The 20,748-nt window shown below is 72.6% G+C and carries 17 protein-coding genes; 10 read left to right on the top strand and 7 right to left on the bottom strand.

Going from position 1 to position 20,748, the window contains the following annotated elements:
- Positions 1-23 precede the first annotated feature (23 nt).
- Positions 24-1,091, top strand: a complete 1,068-nt coding sequence (locus OTB20_RS20595; RefSeq protein ID WP_267819483.1) for a DUF2637 domain-containing protein — start codon at positions 24-26, stop codon at positions 1,089-1,091.
- A 55-nt stretch (positions 1,092-1,146) separates the two neighbouring features.
- Here OTB20_RS20595 and OTB20_RS20590 read toward each other — a convergent pair whose 3' ends face one another.
- Entirely contained in the window at positions 1,147-1,533 is a 387-nt protein-coding gene (locus OTB20_RS20590) for an ATP-binding protein (RefSeq protein ID WP_420716449.1), read from the bottom strand.
- 19 nt (positions 1,534-1,552) lie between these two features.
- Between OTB20_RS20590 and OTB20_RS20585 the strand changes: the two genes are divergently transcribed.
- Entirely contained in the window at positions 1,553-1,678 is a 126-nt protein-coding gene (locus OTB20_RS20585; protein ID WP_267819526.1) for a hypothetical protein, read from the top strand.
- A 63-nt stretch (positions 1,679-1,741) separates the two neighbouring features.
- Here OTB20_RS20585 and OTB20_RS20580 read toward each other — a convergent pair whose 3' ends face one another.
- The 3 genes from OTB20_RS20580 to OTB20_RS20570 form a co-directional block, all read right to left on the bottom strand.
- A complete protein-coding gene (locus tag OTB20_RS20580; protein WP_267819481.1) occupies positions 1,742-3,484 on the bottom strand; it encodes a pyruvate dehydrogenase in 1,743 nt (580 codons plus the stop codon).
- A 64-nt stretch (positions 3,485-3,548) separates the two neighbouring features.
- Positions 3,549-5,663 carry a protein phosphatase 2C domain-containing protein gene (locus OTB20_RS20575; RefSeq protein WP_267819479.1) on the bottom strand — a complete coding sequence of 705 codons (2,115 nt, stop codon included), beginning with the start codon at positions 5,661-5,663 and terminating at the stop codon, positions 3,549-3,551.
- A 107-nt stretch (positions 5,664-5,770) separates the two neighbouring features.
- A complete protein-coding gene (locus tag OTB20_RS20570; RefSeq protein WP_267819477.1) occupies positions 5,771-9,568 on the bottom strand; it encodes a S8 family peptidase in 3,798 nt (1,265 codons plus the stop codon).
- A 201-nt stretch (positions 9,569-9,769) separates the two neighbouring features.
- Here OTB20_RS20570 and OTB20_RS20565 point away from each other — a divergent pair, with 201 nt between their 5' ends.
- The 3 genes from OTB20_RS20565 (at position 9,770) to OTB20_RS20555 (ending at position 11,767) form a co-directional block, all read left to right on the top strand.
- Positions 9,770-10,747 carry a helix-turn-helix domain-containing protein gene (locus tag OTB20_RS20565; RefSeq protein ID WP_267819523.1) on the top strand — a complete coding sequence of 326 codons (978 nt, stop codon included), beginning with the start codon at positions 9,770-9,772 and terminating at the stop codon, positions 10,745-10,747.
- A gap of 24 nt (positions 10,748-10,771) precedes the next feature.
- A complete protein-coding gene (locus OTB20_RS20560; protein ID WP_267819475.1) occupies positions 10,772-11,263 on the top strand; it encodes a DUF456 domain-containing protein in 492 nt (163 codons plus the stop codon).
- A gap of 129 nt (positions 11,264-11,392) precedes the next feature.
- On the top strand, positions 11,393-11,767 hold the full coding sequence (locus OTB20_RS20555; RefSeq protein ID WP_267819473.1) for a PPOX class F420-dependent oxidoreductase: 375 nt from the start codon (positions 11,393-11,395) through the stop codon (positions 11,765-11,767).
- A 189-nt stretch (positions 11,768-11,956) separates the two neighbouring features.
- Here OTB20_RS20555 and rsgA read toward each other — a convergent pair whose 3' ends face one another.
- On the bottom strand, positions 11,957-13,021 hold the full coding sequence (rsgA, locus tag OTB20_RS20550) for a ribosome small subunit-dependent GTPase A (protein WP_420716448.1): 1,065 nt from the start codon (positions 13,019-13,021) through the stop codon (positions 11,957-11,959).
- A gap of 409 nt (positions 13,022-13,430) precedes the next feature.
- Here rsgA and OTB20_RS20545 point away from each other — a divergent pair, with 409 nt between their 5' ends.
- The gene (locus OTB20_RS20545) at positions 13,431-14,309 is read left to right on the top strand and encodes a TetR family transcriptional regulator (protein ID WP_267819469.1); all 879 of its coding nucleotides are present in this window, start codon (positions 13,431-13,433) and stop codon (positions 14,307-14,309) included.
- A gap of 107 nt (positions 14,310-14,416) precedes the next feature.
- Positions 14,417-14,905, top strand: a complete 489-nt coding sequence (locus tag OTB20_RS20540) for a VOC family protein (RefSeq protein WP_267819468.1) — start codon at positions 14,417-14,419, stop codon at positions 14,903-14,905.
- Here the strand turns inward: OTB20_RS20540 and OTB20_RS42820 are convergent.
- Positions 14,800-15,240, bottom strand: a complete 441-nt coding sequence (locus OTB20_RS42820) for a DUF6597 domain-containing transcriptional factor (protein WP_420716445.1) — start codon at positions 15,238-15,240, stop codon at positions 14,800-14,802. The genes OTB20_RS20540 and OTB20_RS42820 overlap by 106 nt on opposite strands.
- A 72-nt stretch (positions 15,241-15,312) precedes the next feature.
- Positions 15,313-16,437, bottom strand: a complete 1,125-nt coding sequence (locus tag OTB20_RS20530; RefSeq protein WP_267819466.1) for a YihY/virulence factor BrkB family protein — start codon at positions 16,435-16,437, stop codon at positions 15,313-15,315.
- Positions 16,438-16,701: 264 nt separating this feature from the next.
- On the opposite strand from OTB20_RS20530, the gene OTB20_RS20525 reads away from it, so the two are divergent.
- From OTB20_RS20525 to OTB20_RS20515, 3 genes are all read left to right on the top strand, one after another.
- Positions 16,702-18,345, top strand: a complete 1,644-nt coding sequence (locus OTB20_RS20525; protein WP_267819464.1) for an acyl-CoA dehydrogenase family protein — start codon at positions 16,702-16,704, stop codon at positions 18,343-18,345.
- 371 nt (positions 18,346-18,716) lie between these two features.
- On the top strand, positions 18,717-19,982 hold the full coding sequence (locus OTB20_RS20520; RefSeq protein ID WP_267819521.1) for a GAF domain-containing protein: 1,266 nt from the start codon (positions 18,717-18,719) through the stop codon (positions 19,980-19,982).
- Between the two features lie 5 nt (positions 19,983-19,987).
- Positions 19,988-20,551, top strand: a complete 564-nt coding sequence (locus OTB20_RS20515) for a GNAT family N-acetyltransferase (RefSeq protein WP_267819462.1) — start codon at positions 19,988-19,990, stop codon at positions 20,549-20,551.
- The last annotated feature ends 197 nt before the right edge of the window (positions 20,552-20,748 follow it).

Genomic DNA, 20,748 nt, shown 5'->3' with positions numbered 1-20,748 from the left:
TACGCGAGGCAAGGGACAACCGCATGAGACTGACCGACATATCGCTGGACTGGCTGCTGCCCGGCAGCCTCCTGATCCTGGGCGTACTTGCGGCAGTGGCGGTACTGGCCCGGGGCAAGCGCGAAGGCGAGAAGGCCTCGGCGGCCGAGGACAGCTGGGAGCGCAGCGAGGAGCGGCGGCGGCGCAAGGAAGCCGTCTACGGGACCGCCTCCTACGTTCTGCTCTTCTGCTGCGCGGCGGTCGCGGCAGCCCTCTCCTTCCACGGCCTGGTCGGCTTCGGCCGGCAGAACCTCAACCTCTCCGGAGGGTGGGAGTACCTGGTCCCCTTCGGCCTCGACGGCGCCGCGATGTTCTGTTCGGTGCTCGCCGTACGTGAGGCCAGCCACGGCGACGCGGCCCTCGGCTCGCGCATGCTGGTCTGGCTGTTCGCGGGAGCCGCCGCCTGGTTCAACTGGGTGCACGCCCCGCGCGGCATCGGCCACGACGGCGCTCCGCAGTTCTTCTCCGGCATGTCGCTGTCGGCGGCCGTGCTCTTCGACCGCGCCCTGAAGCAGACCCGCCGGGCGGCACTGCGCGAACAGGGCCTGATCCCGAGGCCGTTGCCGCAAATCCGGATGGTCCGCTGGCTGCGGGCACCCCGGGAGACCTTCGGCGCATGGTCACTGATGCTGCTGGAAGGGGTCCGCACGCTCGACGAGGCCGTGGACGAGGTGCGCGAGGACAAGAAGGAGAAGGAGCAGGACCGGCACCGCAGGCGGGACCAACACCGCCTGGACCGGGCGCACATCAAGGCGCTCGGCCGGCAGAACCGGGCGTTCGGGCGCGTGGCCCGCGCCCGTCAGGTCGATGTGCCGGGGCTGGCCCCCGGAACGGGCTCCGCGCCGGCCGGCGCGGAGCCGGCCATAGCGGAAACCGGACAACTGCCCCTACGGCGCCGGCCCTCCCTGCAGGCCGTGAGCGGAACCGAACCCGCTGACACGGCCGTCGGCCCCCGGACGGTGGACCTCACCGCCGAGGACGACACTCAGACGCTGCCCCGACTGGATTCGCTCGAACGCAAACTGAAGGATCTGGAGCAGCAGTTCGGCTGATGTGACGGGAAACGACCCGTTCAGGAGCCGCGGTTCGCGGGTCCCGCCCGATCACTCAGGCGGGCCCCGCGCCCTTCGCTCCGTCGAGCTCGAACCACACCACCTTGCCGCCGCCCAGCGCCAGTCCCAGCGCGTCCACACCCCAGGCGTCGGCCAGCGACTGCACCAGCACCAGCCCCCTGCCGTGCGTACCGTCGTCGGCGGACGGTACGTGCGGCCGGGGCCTGCGGGCGGCGTAGTCGCGGACTTCCACCCGCAGCCGGTCCGCCGCGAGCGTCGCCGAGACCTCCGCGCCCTGGTCGGTGTGGACGAGGGCATTGGTGACGAGCTCGGTGACCAGCAGCTCGGCCACCTCCGCGGCCTCCACCCGGCACCGATGGCGCATCAATTCGCGTAAATCCTGACGGACTTCCCCAATTGCCTTGAGATCGGCCCGCCGCACGCTCCGGGTGATCCCCGGCGTGTCCACCGCCGCCCCCTCCTCGGCCGACGGTTCGCGCGGCACCGGCCGCCCTCTGCGCCACAGCTTTCCGGCCTTCGCCCCCACCCGCACGGCGATGTACCTCCCGTATGCCCGCATCCCGTAGGCCCGCCTGTCGAACAGGCCTACGGGATGCATGCCCTCCGGGGCAATCCGCACGCATCCGGGCTCAGGGACGCGGCACGTTGCGGAGGTTGGATCGCGCCATCTGGATCATCCGGCCCACCCCTCCGTCCAGCACGATCTTGCTGGCCGACAGTGCGAATCCGGTCACCATTTCAGCGCTGATCTTCGGTGGAATGGACAGTGCGTTGGGGTCCGTGACCACGTCCACCAGAGCAGGTCCCTTGTGCTTGAAGGCATCCTTCAAAGCCGCTGTGAGCTGCTTGGGCTTCTCCACCCGGACCCCGTAGGCGCCCGCCGCGCGGGCGATCGCCGCGAAGTCGGGGTTCTTGTTCGTCGTCCCGTACGAGGGAAGGCCGGAAACCAGCATCTCCAACTCGACCATTCCGAGCGATGAGTTGTTGAAGAGGACCACTTTGACGGGGAGGTCGTACTGCACCAGGGTGAGGAAATCTCCCATCAGCATGGAGAACCCGCCGTCGCCCGACATCGACACCACTTGACGTCCGGGCTCGGCGAACTGTGCGCCGATGGCCTGCGGAAGGGCGTTGGCCATGGAGCCGTGGCTGAAGGAGCCGATGATGCGGCGCTTTCCGTTCGGGGAAAGATAGCGCGCCGCCCACACGTTGCACATGCCCGTGTCCACGGTGAAAACGGCGTCCTCGTCGGCGAGTTCGTCGAGGACCGCGGCCACGTACTCGGGGTGGATGGGCGTGCGCTTCTCCACCTTGCGCGTATAGGCCTTCACCACCCCCTCCAGCGCGTCCGCGTGCTTCTTGAGCATCCGGTCGAGGAACCGGCGGTCGGTCTTGGCCCTCACCCTGGTGTTCAGCGCGCGCAGGGTTTCGCGTACGTCGCCCCAGACCGCGAGGTCCAGCTTGGAGCGGCGGCCGAGGTGTTCCGGCCGGATGTCCACCTGGACGATCTTGACGTCGTCGGGGAGGAAGGCGTTGTACGGGAAGTCCGTGCCGAGCAGGATCAGCAGATCGCACTCGTGGGTGGCCTCGTAGGCGGCGCCGTAGCCGAGCAGCCCGCTCATCCCGACGTCGTACGGATTGTCGTACTGGATCCATTCCTTGCCGCGCAGGGCGTGCCCGATGGGGGCCTTGACCCGGCCGGCGAACTCCATGACCTCGGCGTGCGCGCCGGCCGTGCCGCTGCCGCAGAAGAGGGTGACCCGGTCGGCCTCGTCGATGAGCCGGACCAGCTTGTCGATCTCGCCGTCGCCGGGCCGTACGGTCGGCCGCGCGGTCACGAGCGCGTGCTCCACGCTCTGTTCCGGCGCGGGCTGGGAGGCGATGTCCCCGGGCAGGGACACCACGCTGACCCCGCCGCGCCCGATGGCGTGCTGGACGGCGCTCTGCAGGACCCGGGGCATCTGGCGCGGGTTGGAGATCAGCTCGCTGTAGTGGCTGCATTCGGTGAACAGCCGGTCGGGGTGGGTCTCCTGGAAGTAGCCGAGGCCGATCTCGCTGGAGGGGATGTGCGAGGCCAGTGCGAGGACCGGGGCCATCGAGCGGTGGGCGTCGTAGAGCCCGTTGATCAGGTGGAGGTTGCCGGGGCCGCAGGAGCCCGCGCACGCGGCGAGGGTGCCGGTGATCTGGGCCTCGGCGCCGGCCGCGAAGGCGGCCGTCTCCTCGTGGCGCACCTGGATCCAGTCGATGCCGCCGGTGCGGCGGATCGCGTCGACGACGGGGTTGAGGCTGTCCCCGACGACTCCGTACATCCGGCGCACGCCGGCGCGCACGAGAATGTCGATGAACTGTTCCGCCACGTTCTGCTTGGCCATGGAGGGGGCGCCTTCCGGTTCGGCTCTGCCGTGTGCGCCTTCCATCCACGCATGATCCGCCCGGTTACGCCTCCCAGACCGCGGCGGCCGTGCGGTCGTCGGCGTAGCCCTTGAGGCGGAGCTGGGTGTCCGCGAGGAAGGCGGCGAGGCCCGGCGGGGATGCGTCGCCCCAGCGGGCGGCGAGTTCGGCGGAGAGCGGCTCCTCCTCCCGCATCGGGTCCGCGAGGCCGCCGGAGCACAGGAGCAGGGTGTCGCCGGGCCGGGCCACGGAAGCCCGGAAGCGGAAGCGGAATCCGGGCGGGCCGGTCGGTGCGGGCGCCGGTGCGGGCGTCAGTGCGGGCGCGGACTCCTCCAGGTCCCGCCACTGTCCGTCGCGGAGCCGGAACAGCCCGCCCGCGCCCGCGCCGAAGCAGACCCGGGTGCGGCAGCCGGGGTCGACCGGCAGCAGCAGTCCGCGCAGCCCGGCCGTGTAGCCGTCCTCCGGGAGCCCCAGCTCGGCGGCGCGGGCGCGCAGCTGCCCGTAGCCGCGGTCGGTGAGCCGCTGCAGGCCGGAACGCAGGGCTTCGCGCCGGCCGTCGCGGATGTCCTGCGACAGCCGCTCCTGGCTCCGCCCGACGGCCCCCGCGACGGACCGGCACACCTCGGCGGCGGCCTCGGCGGCTCCGGGCGCGGCCCGGTCCCCGCCGGCGAGCACGACCAGGACCAGCGCGTCGGGGCCGGTGCCGAAGCGGGCGGTGAGCAGGAAGTCCCGCCGGCCCTCGCCCCGGAACCGCGCGGAGTCCCCGCGCAGGGAGGCCGCGCGCAGCGTGTAGCCGCCGTACTGGGCCCCCTCCAGCACGGTGTCGGGGGTCAGCGCGGCAAGCCCGGCCGGGTCGGCGGCGGGCAGCGCGACGGGCTCGGCGGCGTAGGTGGGCGGCCGGGCCCCCAGATGCGTCACCGCCGGCCGCGGGGGACCCGAGACCCCGGACTCCCCGCCGTCGTCCCCGGGCGGGGAGCTGTCCCCGGGCCTGGCTCCGACTGCGGGCACCTGCCCACCTGCGGGGCCGGTACCTGACGAGGACCCGGAACCGGGGCGGGGGCCGGGAACGGAGCCCGGGCCGAGACCGGAGCCGGGAGCGATGCCGGAGCCTGAACGGGTGCCAGAACTGCCGACGAGGTCGGAGCCGGGGCCGGGGTCCGGCCCCGGAGCGGAGTCGGGAACGCGGCCGGAGGCCGAACCCCCAGCAGGGTCGTAGGCCGACCCGGTGGCGGAGCCGCGAGCGGAACCGGAGGCCGGACCAGGAGCCTGGCCCTGGCCCGTATCGGAGCCCCCGGAACCAGAACCCGAGTCGGGAGCGGAGCCCCAGCCCGAACCGGAACCAGGGTGGGACCCGAGGGCGAAGCCGGGGCCTGGGCCCGTATCCGTGCCCGGAACCGGCCCGGTGCGGAAGCCCGTACCCCCCGTACTCGTACCCGGGACCGAGTCGGAACCAGTGCCGGACGCCATACCCGGGTTCGGGTTCGGGCCCGAGCCGGTGCCGGGCTCCGTACCGGTGCCCCTGCCGACATCGGCACCGGCTCCCGCACCCCCGGCGGAGTCGGACACGGCCGGGTCCCCCGGGAACGGGTGAACCGGCCCGGCCGGGTCCGGGTCGGGGAGCGCAGCCGCTGCGGGCGCGTCGTCCCGCAGGTCCCAGCTCCAGTCGGACCGTTCCCCGGACTCCTCGGCGGGCAGCGCGGGCGGGACGTCGACGTTCCCGAGCGCGTACCAGGTCTGCCCGCCCTCCCGGGGATCCCGTGGCGGCGGCAGCACGGGCTCCCCGTACGCGCCCTGCGCCCACGGCTCCGGACTCGCCGGCGCCACGGGACCCGGCGAGGGCGGACCGGGCGGGCCGGTCTCCGCCTCCCCCACCGGCCCGGGAGCCGAGGCGGACGGCCCCGCCACCGGCCCGGGAGCCGACACCGAAGGTTCCGGAGGCACGCCAGGCTCCAGAGGCTCCACCGCCTCCGGATTCGCCGCGCGTTCCGTCACCGGACCCGGATCCCTCCGGGGGCTGGGTACGGGGGCCGGGGCCACCAGGACCGCTGCCGAGCGGAAGCGGTGTTCCAGTGTGTCCCGGGGGTCGGGATCCGGTACCGCGTCCGGGTCCTCATAGAGCTTCTGCCACCAGTCATCCGCGCCCGCGTCCCGCTGACTCATGGCCCTCATTGTCGGGCTCCCGTGCGGCCGAAATCCGGCGAACGCGGGAAAAAGGGGGGTCCATCGGACCGCCGTCCGATGGACCCCCCTGCTCTATGTCGTACGACTTAGCGAATGCCGTACGCCCGCGCGACCATCTGGGTGACGGTGGCGCCGTTCGTGTCGGTCAGCTCGACCTTGAGCATGACCAGCTTGCCCGCGGCTCCGGTGTGGTCCACGCTCGCGGTCCACTTCCCGCCGCGCTCGCTCACCTTCGCCTCGCTCCAGCTGCCGCCCTCGTCGTACGAGTACGAAAGCTTGGCCGACTTGAGAGCGCCCGGCGTGTAGCCCGCGTGCCCGCTGACCCCGAGGCCGATCTTCTGGCCGTTGGCCGCGGCCAGCGTCTTCATGCCGTCCAGCGGGGCGGAGATCCGCGGGAAGAGGACGGGCAGCGCCTGCGAGTACTGCGTCGCGTCCAGCTTCGAGCGGAAGGTCCAGGTGGTGCGGATCGCCGAGGAACGCTGCCAGGTCCGGGTCGGCTGGCCGAACTTCTCCAGCTGCTGGGTCAGTTCGTACGCGGAGTCCTCGGCCGGGACCTCGAAGACCCCGGACGGGTACCCGCTGTCGCCCAGCGACTCGCCGTCGACCTTGAGCGAGACGTTGCCGAGGTCACCGAAGCCGCCCTGCTGGGCGTAGTGGCCGCTGTCGCCCCACATCGCGGAGGCGAAGCCGATCAGGTTGCCCTGCCGCTCGGCCGCCAGCTGCTGCTCGCCCGCGGTGTCGAGCGGTGCGACCGGGCCGATGACCCCGTCGTACCAGTTCTCGGCGCGCGTGGAGCCCGCCTTGTACGTGCGCTGCTGGTCGGTCATGAACTCGCCCCACGGGAAGCTGCTGGAGACCATGTGGTCCCAGGCCGTGTCCCCGGCGGAGTAGTACTCGGTGCGCTTGCCCGGTACCGCGACGGTGTCGATGCCGCCGAAGTACACGGCGCTGCCGATCGGGCGGTAGGCGCCGGTGAGATCGGTGTAGTCGGCGGCGACGCCCATCGACTGGTAGGCCGACAGGGCGGCGCCGAGCTCGCGGTCGCGCACCCGGTAGGTACGGTCGCCGTGGACCTGGCCCTTCTCGATCTGCGCGAGGTTGTAGACGTACGGGCTCTTCGCGCTGCCCTTCCAGCTCAGCGTGACCTTGCCCTTGCCCAGCCGGGCCAGCAGGGCCTGCCCCTCGCCGGACTCCACCGAGATGACGGGCAGGGCGCCGCCCGCGTAACCGGTGAAGGCCTGCCAGCGGCCGGGGGCGTCACGGTAGGCGAGGACGCCCTTGGCGCCGGCCGCCTTCGCGTCTTCCGCGACCTGGTACATCGCGGCGTCCGCGGACTTGACCAGGACGATCGCGCCCTTGGCGGCGACGGCGGCGAGCTCCTCGGCCGTACCCGTACCCGCGTTGACGAGCGGGGCGCTGCCGGTCCCGTCGAGGTTGTCGCTGCCGGTGGACGCGGTGAGCGGGTGCAGCACCGGGCCGCCGTTCGCCTTCAGCTCGGAGAGCAGCGGCGCGGCCGCCCGCCAGTAGCTGCCGAACTCGAAGTCGCCCTCCTTGGCCTTGCCGTCGACCGAGGCGTAGTAGCCGCGGATGGTACGGCCGCCCATGGCGGTGCCGGCGTGCAGCCAGGACTCGCCCCAGGAACGGGCGAAGGCGAGGGTGGTGCTGCGCGCCTCGGTGGGCTTGTCGGTGGCGATGCTCAGCCGGGCCGCCTTGCGGGCGTCCAGCACGATCACCGTGTCCTTCCCGACCTCGGTCTGCGGGCGGCCGAGGTAGGTGAGCGAGTCGGTCATCTCGGCGTTCTCGCCGGCGTCGGGGGTTCCGACGAAGGCGGAGAGGAAGTACGAGCCCGGGCGGACCCGGTAGACCTGGTCGGCGGAGCCGTCGTTGAAGCGGCGCTCACCGGAGGCGTCGTCGGTGCCGATCACGTCCAGGGAGGACGGGCCGGAGGCCGGCTTGCCCGCGCGGTCGATGAGCTTGACGCGCAGCGTGACCGTCTCCGGCTCCACGTAGAGGGAGAAGGGGGTGGAGACGCGCACGCCGTTCGCCTCGGCGACGACCCGGCCGGTCACGTCCCCGTACTGGGAGCGCTCCAGCTTCGCGGAGGGGTCCAGGGCGAGCGGCACCTTGACGGTGGCGCCGGCCGGTACGGTCACGGTGCGCTTGTCGAGGCGGGCGACCTGGCTGCGGACGGCGGAGCCGTCGTTGCCTGTGACCTTCTCGACGGAGAGGCTCAGCATGACGGGCTTGGTGCCCGTGTTGGTGTACGGGACCTCGGCGCTCGCGCGGTCGCTGCGGTCCTGCGGCCAGTTGTAGGTGCCGCCCTGGACCGCGGGGGCGCTGGTGACGGTGGTGTCGATGGCGGCCTTGACGTCGAGGCGGCCGCCGCCGGTCTCCCGTACGTCGCCCGGGACCGCGGTGTTGGCGGATCCGACCAGGGCGGCCTTGATCTGCTGCGGGGTCCAGTCGGGGTGGCGCTGCTTGACGATGGCGGCGGCGCCCGCGACGTGCGGGGTGGCCATCGAGGTACCGGACATGGACTGGTACGCGTACACCCCGCGTCCGCCCGCGGCGGCGGCCGAGATCCCGACCCCGGGGGCGGCGATCTCGGGCTTGAGGGTGTGCTCCAGGCCGGCCGGGCCGCGGCTGGAGAAGGAGGCGGTCTTGTCGTCGCGGTCCACGGCTCCGACGGTCAGCACGCTGGGCGCGCAACCGGGCGAGGACACGGTGTTGTTGCCGGGGCCGGAGTTGCCGGCGGCGATGACGAAGAGGGTGCCGCTGCTCTTGGCCAGGGCCTCGGTGGCGGCGGCCATCGGGTCGTCGCAGGACAGTTGGGAGGGGTCTCCGAGGCTCATGGAGACCACGTCGGCCTTGCTGTCGACGGCCCACTGCATGCCCGCGATGATCCACGAATCCAGGCCGTAGCCGGAGTCGTTGAGGACCTTGCCGCTGAGCAGCTGGGCGCCTGGGGCGACGCCCTTCTTCGCGCCCGCGCCGGCCGCGCCGGAGCCGCCGACGGTGGAGATGGTGTGGGTGCCGTGGCCCTGGCGGTCCTCGACGGTGTCGGAGTCGGTGAAGTTCTCGGCTGCGGCGACCCGGCCCTTGAGGTCGGGGTGTTCGAGGTCGGTGCCGGTGTCGAGGACGGCGACCTTGGTGCCCGTGCCGTCGAACCCGGCGGCCCACGCGGCGGTGGCGCCCACCTGCTTGGTGGAACGCTCCAGGTTCGCCTGGACCCTGCCGTCCAGCCACAGCTTCTTCAGCGGGGCGGAGGCGGCCGAGCGGGAGTGGGGGTTCACGTTGGCGCCGGTGACGTCGGCCCAGAAGTCGGCGGCCTTCTCCTTGTCGGCGGCGAGCGCGACGCCGCCGATGGAGCCGAGGACGAGCGAGCGCTCGGCGCCGCGCGGTACCGGCGGGGCGCTGCGCGCGGGGCTCGCGGAACCCTCGTACACCGCGATGAGCGGGAGCTTCTCGGCGTGCGCGTCGTCGTAGCCCTGCCGGATCAGGCCGGTGACGTTGAAGAGCTCCTCGTCGGCCTTGCCCGCGGCGAGCGCCTTGACCGCGCCCTCGGGGTAGACGTAGAGGTCCTTGCCCGACTGGCGGGTCTGCACGAGCGGCTGCGAGCCGTCCTCGCGGGGCATCGCGGTGGCGGCGGTGCGGCCCGCCGCGTCGGTGGAGACCAGGATCCGGTCACCGGTGACCAGGGTCACCGTGACGGGCGCGGTGGGCTGCTGCGCGGCCGCCCCGCTGCCGACGAGGGGCTTCTTCACGGCGGCGGCCCCGGCTCCGGACGCTCCCTCGCTCGGCTGTGCCGTGGACGGACCCACGGCCGTGACGGCCAGGACGGCCGCGATGGCGGCTCCCATTGCCGTACGCGATATCGGGCGCATCGCTCTCCCCAGGTGAATTCCGGCCAACTAGTGCATTGCACGGCGAAAGGGCCGCGTAAATGGCTTCTGGCCAGCGGATGTTGGTGCTGCGGTGGCGTCACCTTGGCAGAGTGCCGGGGGGTGCGGCGATGATGTCGGCGGCGGGTTTGCGCCGTGGCCGCTTCCCGCCAGGAACGGTGCCGAGAGGGTTGGGTGGACGAGTTGCTGAGTGCGATAGGCCTGGACGAAGGACAGGAGTCGGCTTACCGCGCGCTGGTCGCGCTGGGGGCCGCGGAGATACCGGACCTCGCGCACCGGCTGACACTGCCGGAGCAGCAGACCGAACGGACCCTGCGCCACCTCGAACGGCACGGGCTCGCCGCCCAGTCCTCGGCCCGCCCCGGCCGATGGGTGGCGGCCCCGCCGGGGGTGGCACTGGGCGCGCTGCTCACCCAGCAGCGGCACGAGCTGGAGCAGGCGGAGCTGACGGCGGCCCTGCTGGCGCAGGAGTACCGGGCGGAGGCCGCCGAGCCGGCCGTGTACGACCTGGTGGAGGTGGTGACGGGGGCGAGCGCGGTGGCCCACCGCTTCCACCAGCTCCAGCTCGGCGCGGCGGAGGAGGTGTGCGCGCTGGTCAGCGGCCGGCCGCAGGTGGTGACGGGGACGGAGAACGAGGCGGAGGAGCGGGCGGCCGTACGGGGCGTGGCGTACCGGGTGGTCATCGAACGGGAGGTGCTCACCCTGCCGAGGGGGATCCGCGAGGCATCCACGGCGCTGGCGCGCGGCGAGCACATCCGGGTGACGGGCCAGGTGCCGACCAAACTGGTGATCGCGGACCGGACGCTCGCGATGGTGCCGCTGACGGCGCGCGGCGCGGAGCCGGCGGCGCTGGTCGTGCACGCGTCGGGGCTGCTGGAGTCCCTGATGGGCCTCTTCGAGGCGGTCTGGCGGGAGTCGCTGCCGCTGCGGCTGGGCTCCACGGGGGCGCCGGAGGAATCGGGCGGCGGACCGGATGCCACGGATCTGGAGATCCTCACCCTCCTGTTGGCGGGGATGACGGACGCGAGCGTGGCGAAGCACCTGGAGCTGGGCCTGCGGACGGTGCAGCGCCGGGTCAAGGGCCTCATGGAGCTGTCCGGGGTCACGACCCGGCTCCAGCTGGGCTGGCACGCGTACGAACGGGGCTGGGTGGCTCGATAGCCCGGGGCCGGGCAGGCTGAGCAGATGGATCTGCCTCAGCTGCCCCAGCTGCTCCTGGTGGGGCTGGTGCTGGTGCTCGGACTGCTCGGGGTACTGGTCCCCGGCGCCCCCGGCACCTTGCTGGTCTGGGCCGGACTCCTGTGGTGGGCACTGCACGAGCAGTCGTCGGTGGCGTGGGGCCTGCTGGTGGGTGCGACGGCGCTGCTGCTGGTGGTGCAGGTGGTGAAGTGGCAGCTGCCCCCGCGGCGGCTCCGGGGGGTGGGCGTCACCCGCCGGATGGTGGTGCACGCGGGTGCGGGGGCGGTACTGGGCTTCGTGCTGGTGCCGGTGCTGGGGGCGGTCCCGGGCTTCGTGGGCGGCATCTACCTGTGCGAACGGCGCCGTCTGGGCAGCCACGGGGAGGCGTGGGCGTCGGTACGGGCGGTGATGCGGGCGGTGGGGACGAGCGTGCTGGTGGAGCTGTTCGCGTGCCTGCTGGTGGTGGGGGCCTGGGTGGGGACGGTGCTGTGGGCGTAGGCGTGGGGGTGCGCCGAGTCCTGCGCCCCCTGGTCCTGGGCCCAGTCCGCCGGACGGGGCTTTCGGCGTAGGCCCGGCTAGGTCCTCGGCCCGATGCGCCGAGCGGATCCGGGTGGGATCGTCTCCCCCATGACGGAGTTCAAGGGTTTCAGTGAAGCCGAACTGGCATACCTGCGTTCGCAGCACCTGGGCCGGCTCGCGACGGTGGACGCGGCCGGGCAGCCGCAGGCGAACCCGGTGGGATTCTTCCCGCAGGACGACGGGACGGTCCTGGTGGGCGGGCTGGCGATGGGCACGACGAAGAAGTGGCGCAACCTCACCACGAACCCCCGGCTGTCACTGGTCGTGGACGACCTGGTCAGCACCCGCCCGTGGCAGGTCCGCGGCATCGAGATCCGCGGCCGCGCCACGCTGGAGGTGGGCCCGCACTCCCTGGGCCCCCACTTCAGCCCGGAGGTCATCCGCATCCACCCGGACCGCGTCCTCGCCTGGGGCCTGGCCTAGGCCGTCGAGCGTGACCCAGTCCGTCGTCGGGGGCCTGGCCCGGGCCGTCGGCCCGGACCCAGGCCGTCCCTTGCGGGGCACCACCCGAACGGGCCGGCAGCCGGCCGGGGGCGTGAGCGGCCGTAGCCCCTCCCGCAGGTGGCGGGAGGGGCTAAGGGAAGCCGGGGCCGGAGCCCCGGGTCCGGGGTGTCAGGCCCGGCCGGTGCGCTTCGCGGAGTAGTTCGCGCGGCCCTCCGCCGAGCGGAGCCGCCAGTCCCGCTTGAGCTCCGAGCGGAGCCTCGCATCGGTCTTCGCGACGATCCGCTGGTTCTCACGCAGCAGCTTGCGGTAGCTCTCCATCCGCCGCTCGGACAGCTCCCCGGAGGCCAGCGCGGCCCGCACCGCGCACCCCGGCTCCGCCTCGTGGGCGCAGTCGTGGAAGCGGCACCGTTCCGCGTACTCCTCGATCTCCGAGAAGACCTGCCCGACGCCCGCCTCCGCGTCGAAGAGCCCGACGCCGCGCAGCCCGGGGGTGTCGATCAGCACGCCGCCGCCCGGCAGCGCGAGCAGGTTGCGCGTCGTGGTGGTGTGGCGGCCCTTGCCGTCGGCGTCGCGCGTCTCCTGGACCTCCATCACGTAGGTCCCGAGAAGGGCGTTGGCCAGCGTGGACTTGCCCGCGCCGGAGATTCCGAGGAGCACGCTCGTACCGCTCCCGACGACCGCCGCGAGCACGTCCGTGCCCTCTCCGGTCATCGAGGACACCGTGAGGACCCCGACCCCGGGGGCCGCCGTCTCCACGTCCTCGACGAGGTGTCCGAGGGTGACCGGGTCCGGGACGAGATCCGCCTTGGTCAGGACCACGAGCGGCTGCGCCCCCGATTCCCAGGCGAGCGCGAGGAACCGCTCGATGCGGCCGAGGTCCAGTTCGACGGCCAGAGACACCGCGATGATCGCGTGGTCGACGTTCGCGGCGAGGATCTGGCCCTCGGACCGCTTGGACGAGGTGGAGCGCACGAACGCGGTCCGGCGCGGCAGGTACGTCTTCACGTAGCGCGGGTTGCCGTGCGCCTCCAGCACCGCCCAGTCGCCGGTGCAGATGACCCGGAGGGGATCGTGCGGGGTGACGAAGGCGGTGTCGGCGCGGACGATGCCGTCCGCCGTCATGACGTCGCACTGGCCGCGGTCGACCCGTACCACCCGGCCGGGCAGCAGACCCTGATCGGCGTACGGGGCGAACTCGGCCGCCCACGCCTCGTCCCAGCCGTAGGGGGTCAGGGCGTGCGGGAGCCCGGAGGCCTGCGGGAGAGAAGAAAGAGAAGAAGAGGAAGCGGGGAGAGACAAGGGAAACCCTTCACAGGGTGGCCCCGGCGATGCGCGCCGCTACCGGGCGCGAAAGAGGTGAGAGGTCAGCCGGAGACCACAGAAGTGACATTGATGGTCTTCTGAGTGCGGGCAACGCCCTGCGCCATGACAGTCATCAATGAACTCACCTCCGGGTCTGCATACGTGCCGAACTGCGGTCCCGCACCGAGCGGCGGGAACGTCCCCACCGTAACAAGCGGCCTCGGGAGCACGCCACTTGTTTTTACGGGACATCCGGACCGAGCCCACTCCGGCTTACCGTCGGTCAGTGGCGGCCATTATGGTCCGGCCTCAAGTCGGGCGGGACATTAAGCTGTTCCCCATGGAGAACCACAGAACGGAAGATTCTGAGACGATTTACGAGACGGGCAGCACCCTCGTAGCGTCGTCCGAGGAGTCGATGACCGAGACGGCTTCCGATACCCGGAAGCGGATCCTGCGGGTCTCCATGGAGTTGTTCGGGGTCCACGGCTTCCACGAGACCTCACTGCGGGAGATCGCCGAACGGGTGGGCGTCTCCAAGCCGGCGGTGCTCTACCACTTCCCCGGCAAGGCCGACATCCTCGGCGCCCTCGTAGAGCCGATGCTCCGCGATCTGGCGGACGCCCTGGCCCGCGCGGCGGCATCCGGCGCGGCCGACGGGCCCGGCAGGACCGGCGCCTCCGGCCGCTCGGAGCGGGCGCGGTGGGCCGCCATCGAGGGGGTCCTCGACGTCTGGCTGACCCACCGCCACCTGCTCCGCCTCAACCTCCAGGACATGGCCCTGGTCACCCCCGGCCCGGCCTTCGCCCGCCTGCGCGACTCCATGCTCCGGGCCAACTTCCTGGTCGCGGGGGCGGATCCAGGATTCGCGGAGCGGGTGCGGGCCGCCCAGGCCGTCGCGATGCTCTCCGACCCGGTGGTGCTCTTCGCCGACGCCCCGGTACCGGCCCTGCGCGCAGCCGTCCTGGACGGCGTACGGCGCCTGCTCGACGGGCCGGAAGGGCCCGGTGGAGCGGGCGGATCCGGCGGGCCCGCGGCCGCGCGGCCCGTGCCCGGGGGCCGGCGCGGGCGGCCCGCCTCCATGAGCCCGGCCATGATCGAGGCGGCCCGCCGGATGCACTTGGCGGGCAGCGGGGCGACCGCGATCGCCGCCGCTCTCGGCGTCTCCCGGGCCACGGTCTACCGCCACCTGCCCCAGGACGAGGACCCCGCCGCGTGACCGGCCCGGACGGCCCCGCGCGGAGCCGTGGGCCGTGGGCCGTGGGCCGTGGGGACATGAGGCCGGGGGCCATGAGGCCGTGCGGCCATGGGGACGGCCGTCCGCCGGTGTCCGATTCGTTCAAGACCGGCCGGGCCCGGCCCGCCTACGGTGAGCTCATGACTCCCCGACTCGACATGATCGGCATCGTCGTCTCCGACATGGCCGCATCGCTCGCCTTCTACCGCCGCCTGGGCATCGACGTGCCCGCCGCGGCCGACTCCCAGCCGCACGTCGAAGCCGCCTTGCCGGGCGGGCAGCGGATCGGCTGGGACACGGAGGAGGTCATCCGCTCCTTCGACCCGTCCTGGACCCGCCCCACGACCGACGGCCGGGTCGGGCTCGCTTTCCTGTGCGACTCCCCCGCCGAGGTGGACTCGCTGTACGCCGAGCTGACGGAGACCGGGCACACGGGCCACCTGAAGCCCTGGGACGCCTTCTGGGGGCAGCGCTACGCCGTCGTCCTCGACCCGGACGGCTCCGGAATCTCCCTCTTCGCCGCCTCCAGAACCGCCGGAACCGCCGAAGCCTCCGAACCCGCCAGCCCCACCGCGTAGACCCCCGGGGTGGTCCCCGCCAGGGCGCGCACCTCGCGGGTGCAGTGCTCCTGGTCGGCGTATCCGGCCGCCGCCACCGCCGCCTGAGCGAGCCCGCGCCGACTCAGCGCGAGGGCAAGCCGGTCGCGCAGGAGGCGGGCCGGTACGCCGAGCAGCGCGGGCGCCGTGCCGGGGGCCAGCCGGATCCCGGCGAATCCGGAGCCCTGGACCTCTCCGGCGCGGTGCCCGGCCGTATCGGGTCCGGCCACCAGGAGCCGCCCGTCGACCCACAGCAGGTCCATGCAGCCGTCGGGCAGCACCATGCCGCCGCCGGTCCCCTCGACCCGCCGGAGCACCGCTCCGGCAACCGTCCGGGACGCCGTTCCTCGCACCCGGAATCAGCCACGGACACCAGGCTGCGGCGGTGGTCAGTGCTTGCGCAGGCGGGAGTGGTAGTCCTCCGGGGGCAGGAACTTCGACCAGCGCTCCGGGAACTCCGAGGGCATGCCGCCGTCCTCCTCACCCTCGTCGTCCTCCGACTCCCCTTCGGCCAGTGCCCGCCAGGCGGCGGCCCGGGCGACCAGCTGGGCGGCCTCCGCCTCGCGGACCCGCTCGTTCGCCTCGCGCGCCGCGGCCGTGGCCACCGAGGGCCAGACCCGGTCGATCGCGGCGTTGACGGCGGCCCCGACGAGGACGGCGAAGGCGGAGATGCCGATCCACAGCAGGATCGCCACGGGGGCGGCCAGCGACCCGTAGATGGTCGGGCCCTCCACCGTGTTGGTGAGGTAGATCCGCAGCAGGAACGAGCCGAACACCCACATGGCGAGGGCGACCAGCGCGCCGGGCACGTCCTCGATCCAGGGCGAGCGGACCGGGACGGACACGTGGTAGAGCGTGGTCAGGAAGACGATGCAGAGCAGCGTGACGACGGGCCAGTACAGGACCGCGATCACCTCCGTGCTCCAGGGCACCAGCCGCACCACCGCGTCCGGGCCGACCACCATCAGCGGCAGCACGATGGCGCCGATCAGCAGGGCGGCGACGTAGAGGACGAAGGCCAGCAGCCGGGTCTTGACGATCCCCCGATGTCCGTCGAGCCCGTACATGACGGTGATGGTGTCGATGAAGACGTTGACGGCGCGCGAGCCCGACCAGAGGGCGAAGGCGAAACCGAGGGAGATCAGGTCGGGACGGCCCCGGTTGGTGACGTCGTCGAGCATCGGTTTGGCGATGTCGTTGACGCCCCGGTCGGAGAGCACGGTGCCGACCGCCCGCAGGATGTTCTCCTCGATGCTGGCGACGGTCGTACCGCCCGACCAGCCGTCCACGTACCCGAGGAGGCCCAGCAGGCCCAGGAAGAGCGGGGGCAGCGAAAGCAGGGTGAAGAAGGCGGCCTCGGCGGCGAGGCCGAGGATCCGGTACTCGATGCACGAGTTCACGGTGTCTTTGAGCAGCAGCCACGCCATCTTGCGTTTGGAGACGTTGCGGTAGAGGGCGCGGGCCCGGTGGAGCCGTCCCGGGATCCGCTCGGGTGTTTCTTCTGCGTGCTGCACGTCCTTACGGTATCCGCGTGACTCCTCCCCGTCCTAAAAGAGGGGCTTCCCGCCTTGCCGGTCGGGCTTCGCGACGGACCGGCCCGGTCGGTAGAACATGGAGATGGAGTGCGCCCACCGTGGCCGCACGTGCGGTGTGAGCGCAGGCGCGACCGCCCTGGCACGGGACATTGACGACGCGACGCATTCTGGTGCTCCGCGCCGCCGCGTGGAGATCGCCTTCACCCCTGGCCCGAACCGGGAGTGGACGGCGAAGATGAAGTCATGGCAGCCAGCACCCACACAGTCAGCAACCAGCCCCCGCCCCTCGTGGGCCACGACGTCTACGGCAGCGACCGGGTCCTGAGCGAGGGAGTGGAGCGGCACCTCGCCGACGCCGCGCCCGAACTCGCGGCGGAGGTAAGGCAGGAGCTCACGGACCTCGGGCGCGCGGCCGGGTCCCGGCAAGCACAGGACTGGGGGGCACAGGCGAACGAGAGCCCGCCGAAGCTGAAGACGCACGACCGGTACGGCAACCGGATCGACGAGGTGGAGTTCCACCCGGCGTGGCACCGCCTGCTCGGGCACGCGGTGGGAGCCGGGCTCACCGACGCGTGGGGACGGCCGGCGGGCCATCTGCGGCGGGCGGCCGGGTTCTTCGTATGGTCGCAGGCGGAGTCGGGGCACGGATGCCCCGTGTCGATGACCCACGCGGCGGTGCCGGCGCTGCGGACCGATCCGCAGCTGGCCGCCGAATGGGAGCCGCGGCTGACCTCGCACGTGTACGAGGAGGGTCTGCGGCCGGCCGGGCAGAAGGCCGGGGTGCTCTTCGGGATGGGGATGACGGAGAAGCAGGGGGGCAGCGACGTCCGGGCGAACACGACGGCGGCGGTGCCGCTCGACGCGTCGGGCGAGTACCTGCTCACGGGGCACAAGTGGTTCTGTTCGGCGCCGATGTGCGACGGGTTCCTGGTGCTGGCGCAGGCGCCGGGCGGGCTGACCTGTTTCCTGGTGCCGAGGGTGCTGCCGGACGGTACGCGCAACGTCTTCGCGATCCAGCGGTTGAAGGACAAGTTGGGTAACCGGTCGAACGCGTCGAGCGAGGTGGAGTTCGACGGGACGTGGGCACGCCGGGTGGGCGAGGAGGGCCGGGGGGTGCGGACCATCATCGAGATGGTCGCGGCGACCCGGCTCGACTGCGTGATCGGCTCGGCCTCGCTGATGCGGCAGGCCCTGACGCAGGCAACTCACCACGCGGAGCACCGCTCTGCTTTCGGAGCACCGCTCATCGACCAGCCGCTGATGCGCAACGTGCTCGCCGACCTCGCTCTGGAGTCGGAGGCGGCCACCACCCTCACGCTGCGCCTGGCCGCCGCCTACGACGCCGGCACCGAGCAGGAGCGGGCCTTCCTGCGCATCGCGGTGCCCGTGGCGAAGTACTGGGTGACCAAGCGCTGTACGCCGATGGTGGCGGAGGCGCTGGAGTGTCTGGGCGGAAACGGCTACGTCGAGGAGTCCGGGCTGCCCCGGCTGCTGCGCGAGTCCCCGCTGAACTCCATCTGGGAGGGATCGGGCAACGTACAGGCCCTCGACGTGCTGCGCGCCCTCCAGCGCGAGCCGCAGGCGCTGAACGCCTTCCTCCAGGAGCTCGGCCTGGCCCGCGGAGCCGACCACCGGCTGGATTCGGCCATCAAGAACCTGCTGACCGAGCTGGCGGACCTGAACGGCATCGAGGCGCGGGCCCGCCGGGTGGTGGAGCGTATGGCCCTGGTCCTGCAGGGGTCCCTGCTGGTGCGCTGGGCGCCGCCGGAGGTGGCCGACGCCTTCTGCGCCTCACGCCTGGGCGGCGACTGGGGCGCGGCTTTCGGCACGCTGCCGCACAGTCTGGATCTGGGATCCGTAGTTGAACGGGCCCGGATCGCGGGCTAGCGGAGGGCCCCAACCCTCCGAACAAACCGCCCGGCCGGCATCCGGACCCGTTGACCTGGTGTTGACCTGGATCAGGGATGGCGCCGCGCCGACTCGGCACCACCCCTGATCAGATAAGCCCCGAGGAAGGAGCTGTCACGCCGCTCGGCGGCGTCCGCCCAGTTTCGATCGGCCGACCGGGACTTGGCGAGAGTTGCAGGACGTTGCAACCTTTGACTCGGAACCGCCCTCCGGGCGTACCGGCCCGCCCCGGGAAGCGGCGCGGACCGGTCGCCACCCTGGGCGGAGACCGTCGTACATCTGTTCCGCACGGGGAGGTTCCGGTGGCTCACACCACAGGCAGCGCGGTCGATGCGGCACGCATCTCGGCCATGGACGCGCGGGAGGCCGCACGTCTGCTCAAGGGGGTACGGGCGGCCGCGCTCGCCGGGGAACGGCCGCCGACCGCGCCGCGCCCGGACATCGCCGAATCCTGGCGCCGGATGGTGGCGGGCGGGGTCCATCCGGACCGCGACAGCCGCTCGCGGATGCTGTCGGCCGCCGAGACCGAGGAACGGCGACAGACCTCTCCCCTACGGGACCTGCTGCCGGTCCTGCGCGAAGGGCTGCTGCCCTCCCTGGACGACGCCCTGCACATCATGGTCGTCGCCGACGCCGACGGGCGGCTCCTGTGGCGGGAGGGCCACTCCTCGATCCTGCGCAAGGCGGACCGGCTCGGCTTCGCGGTGGGCGCCGACTGGGACGAGGCCGTGGTCGGCACCAACGGCGTCGGCACCGCCCTGGTGGCCCGCAGACCGGTCCAGGTGTTCTCGGCGGAGCACTTCGTCTCCAGCCACCACGACTGGACCTGCGCCGGAGCCCCCGTACGGGACCCCCGCGACGGACAGCTGCTCGGGGTCCTCGACGTCAGCGGGCCCCTGGCCACCATGCACCCGGCGACCCTGACGTGGGTGAGCTCGGTGGCCCGGCTCGCGGAACGGGAGCTGCGGGTGCGCCACCTGGAGTCCCTGGAGCGGCTGAGGTCGGTGGCGGCCCCGCTGCTGGCCCGGATGCCGGGGCGGGCGCTGGCCGTGGACGCCCACGGGTGGACGGCGGCCGTCACGGGGCTGGCGCCGACGGAGCGGATCCCGCTGCCGAAGTCCTTCGGGCCCGGCCGGGTGTGGGTACCGCAGCTGGGCGACTGCCTGGTGGAGCCGCTGCCGGGCGGCTGGCTGCTGAACGTCGCGGAAGCCCGTACCGGCTCCGGGGCGGCCGCCCGCGTCGTCCTCGACCTCAGCCGGCCGGGGGCCTGGCGGGCCACCGTCTACGGGGCCGCGGGGAGCTGGTCCCAGGAGCTGAGCCCCCGCCACGCGGAGCTGCTGTTCCTGCTGGCGGAGTCCCCCCGGGGGCGCTCGGCGGCGGAGCTGGCGCAGGAGCTGTTCGGAGACCCGACGCGCACGGTGACGGTCCGCGCGGAGATCTCCCGGGTGCGCCGCAACCTCGGCGGCGTGCTGGCCCACCGCCCGTACCGCTTCGCGCACGACGTGGAGGTGGAGCTGATCCGCCCCGGGAACCCGGCCTCGCTGCTGCCGCACTCCACGGCGCCGGCGGTCATCAGCGCCCGGCTGGGCCCGCCGGACACCGACATGGTTCCCTGACTTCCATGAGCACCAGCACACTGACCACCTGGTCCCTGGAAATGACCGCGCCGTCCGACCTCGTCGCGGCGGCCGCCTTGGGCCCGGAGATCCGGATCGTCCGGTCGGAGGTCCCGTCCCCCGAGTTCAGCCGCTTCCTCTACGCCTCGGTGGGCGGCGACATCCACTGGACGGACCGGCTGTCGCTGACCCGCGCGCAGTGGGTGGAGCAGCTGGGCCGTCCCGGGGTGGAGACGTGGGTGGCGTACGACCGGGGCACCCCGGCGGGGTACGTGGAACTCGACCCGCAGCCCGACGGTGTGGTGGAGATCATGTACTTCGGCCTCCTCCCCGAATTCCGCGGCCGGCGCATCGGCGGCCACCTGCTGACCGTGGGCATCGAGCGGGCCTGGTCCCTGGCCGAGCGCTGGCCGGAGCTGGCCCCGACGCGCCGCGTCTGGCTCCACACGTGCAGCGACGACGGCCCGACGGCCATGGCGAACTACCTCAGGCGCGGCTTCAAGGTCTTCAAGGAGGAGACGGAACAGAAGGAGTCCGGCCACACCCCCGGCCCCTGGCCCGGCGCCTAGTGCTGTGACCGGAAAGGTTCACCGGCGCTTCGGGTGACCCTCAGCCCCCGGCAGCGGCGCCGTACCCGGACGCGGGCATGTGGTTCGAGCATGTGGTTCCTGGCCCCCAAGGGGCTCCTGAGGTGACCCCCGTCACGAAGATCTTGCGATGTGAGACGACTTCGTCCGAATCGTGGACAGTAGTGGACTCCTCCAAT

The organism is Streptomyces sp. H27-H1, assembly GCF_026627445.1.
Lineage (GTDB): Bacteria > Actinomycetota > Actinomycetes > Streptomycetales > Streptomycetaceae > Streptomyces.
Note: the sequence above shows the minus strand (reverse complement) of the source record. Positions and strands in the feature narration are given on the sequence as shown.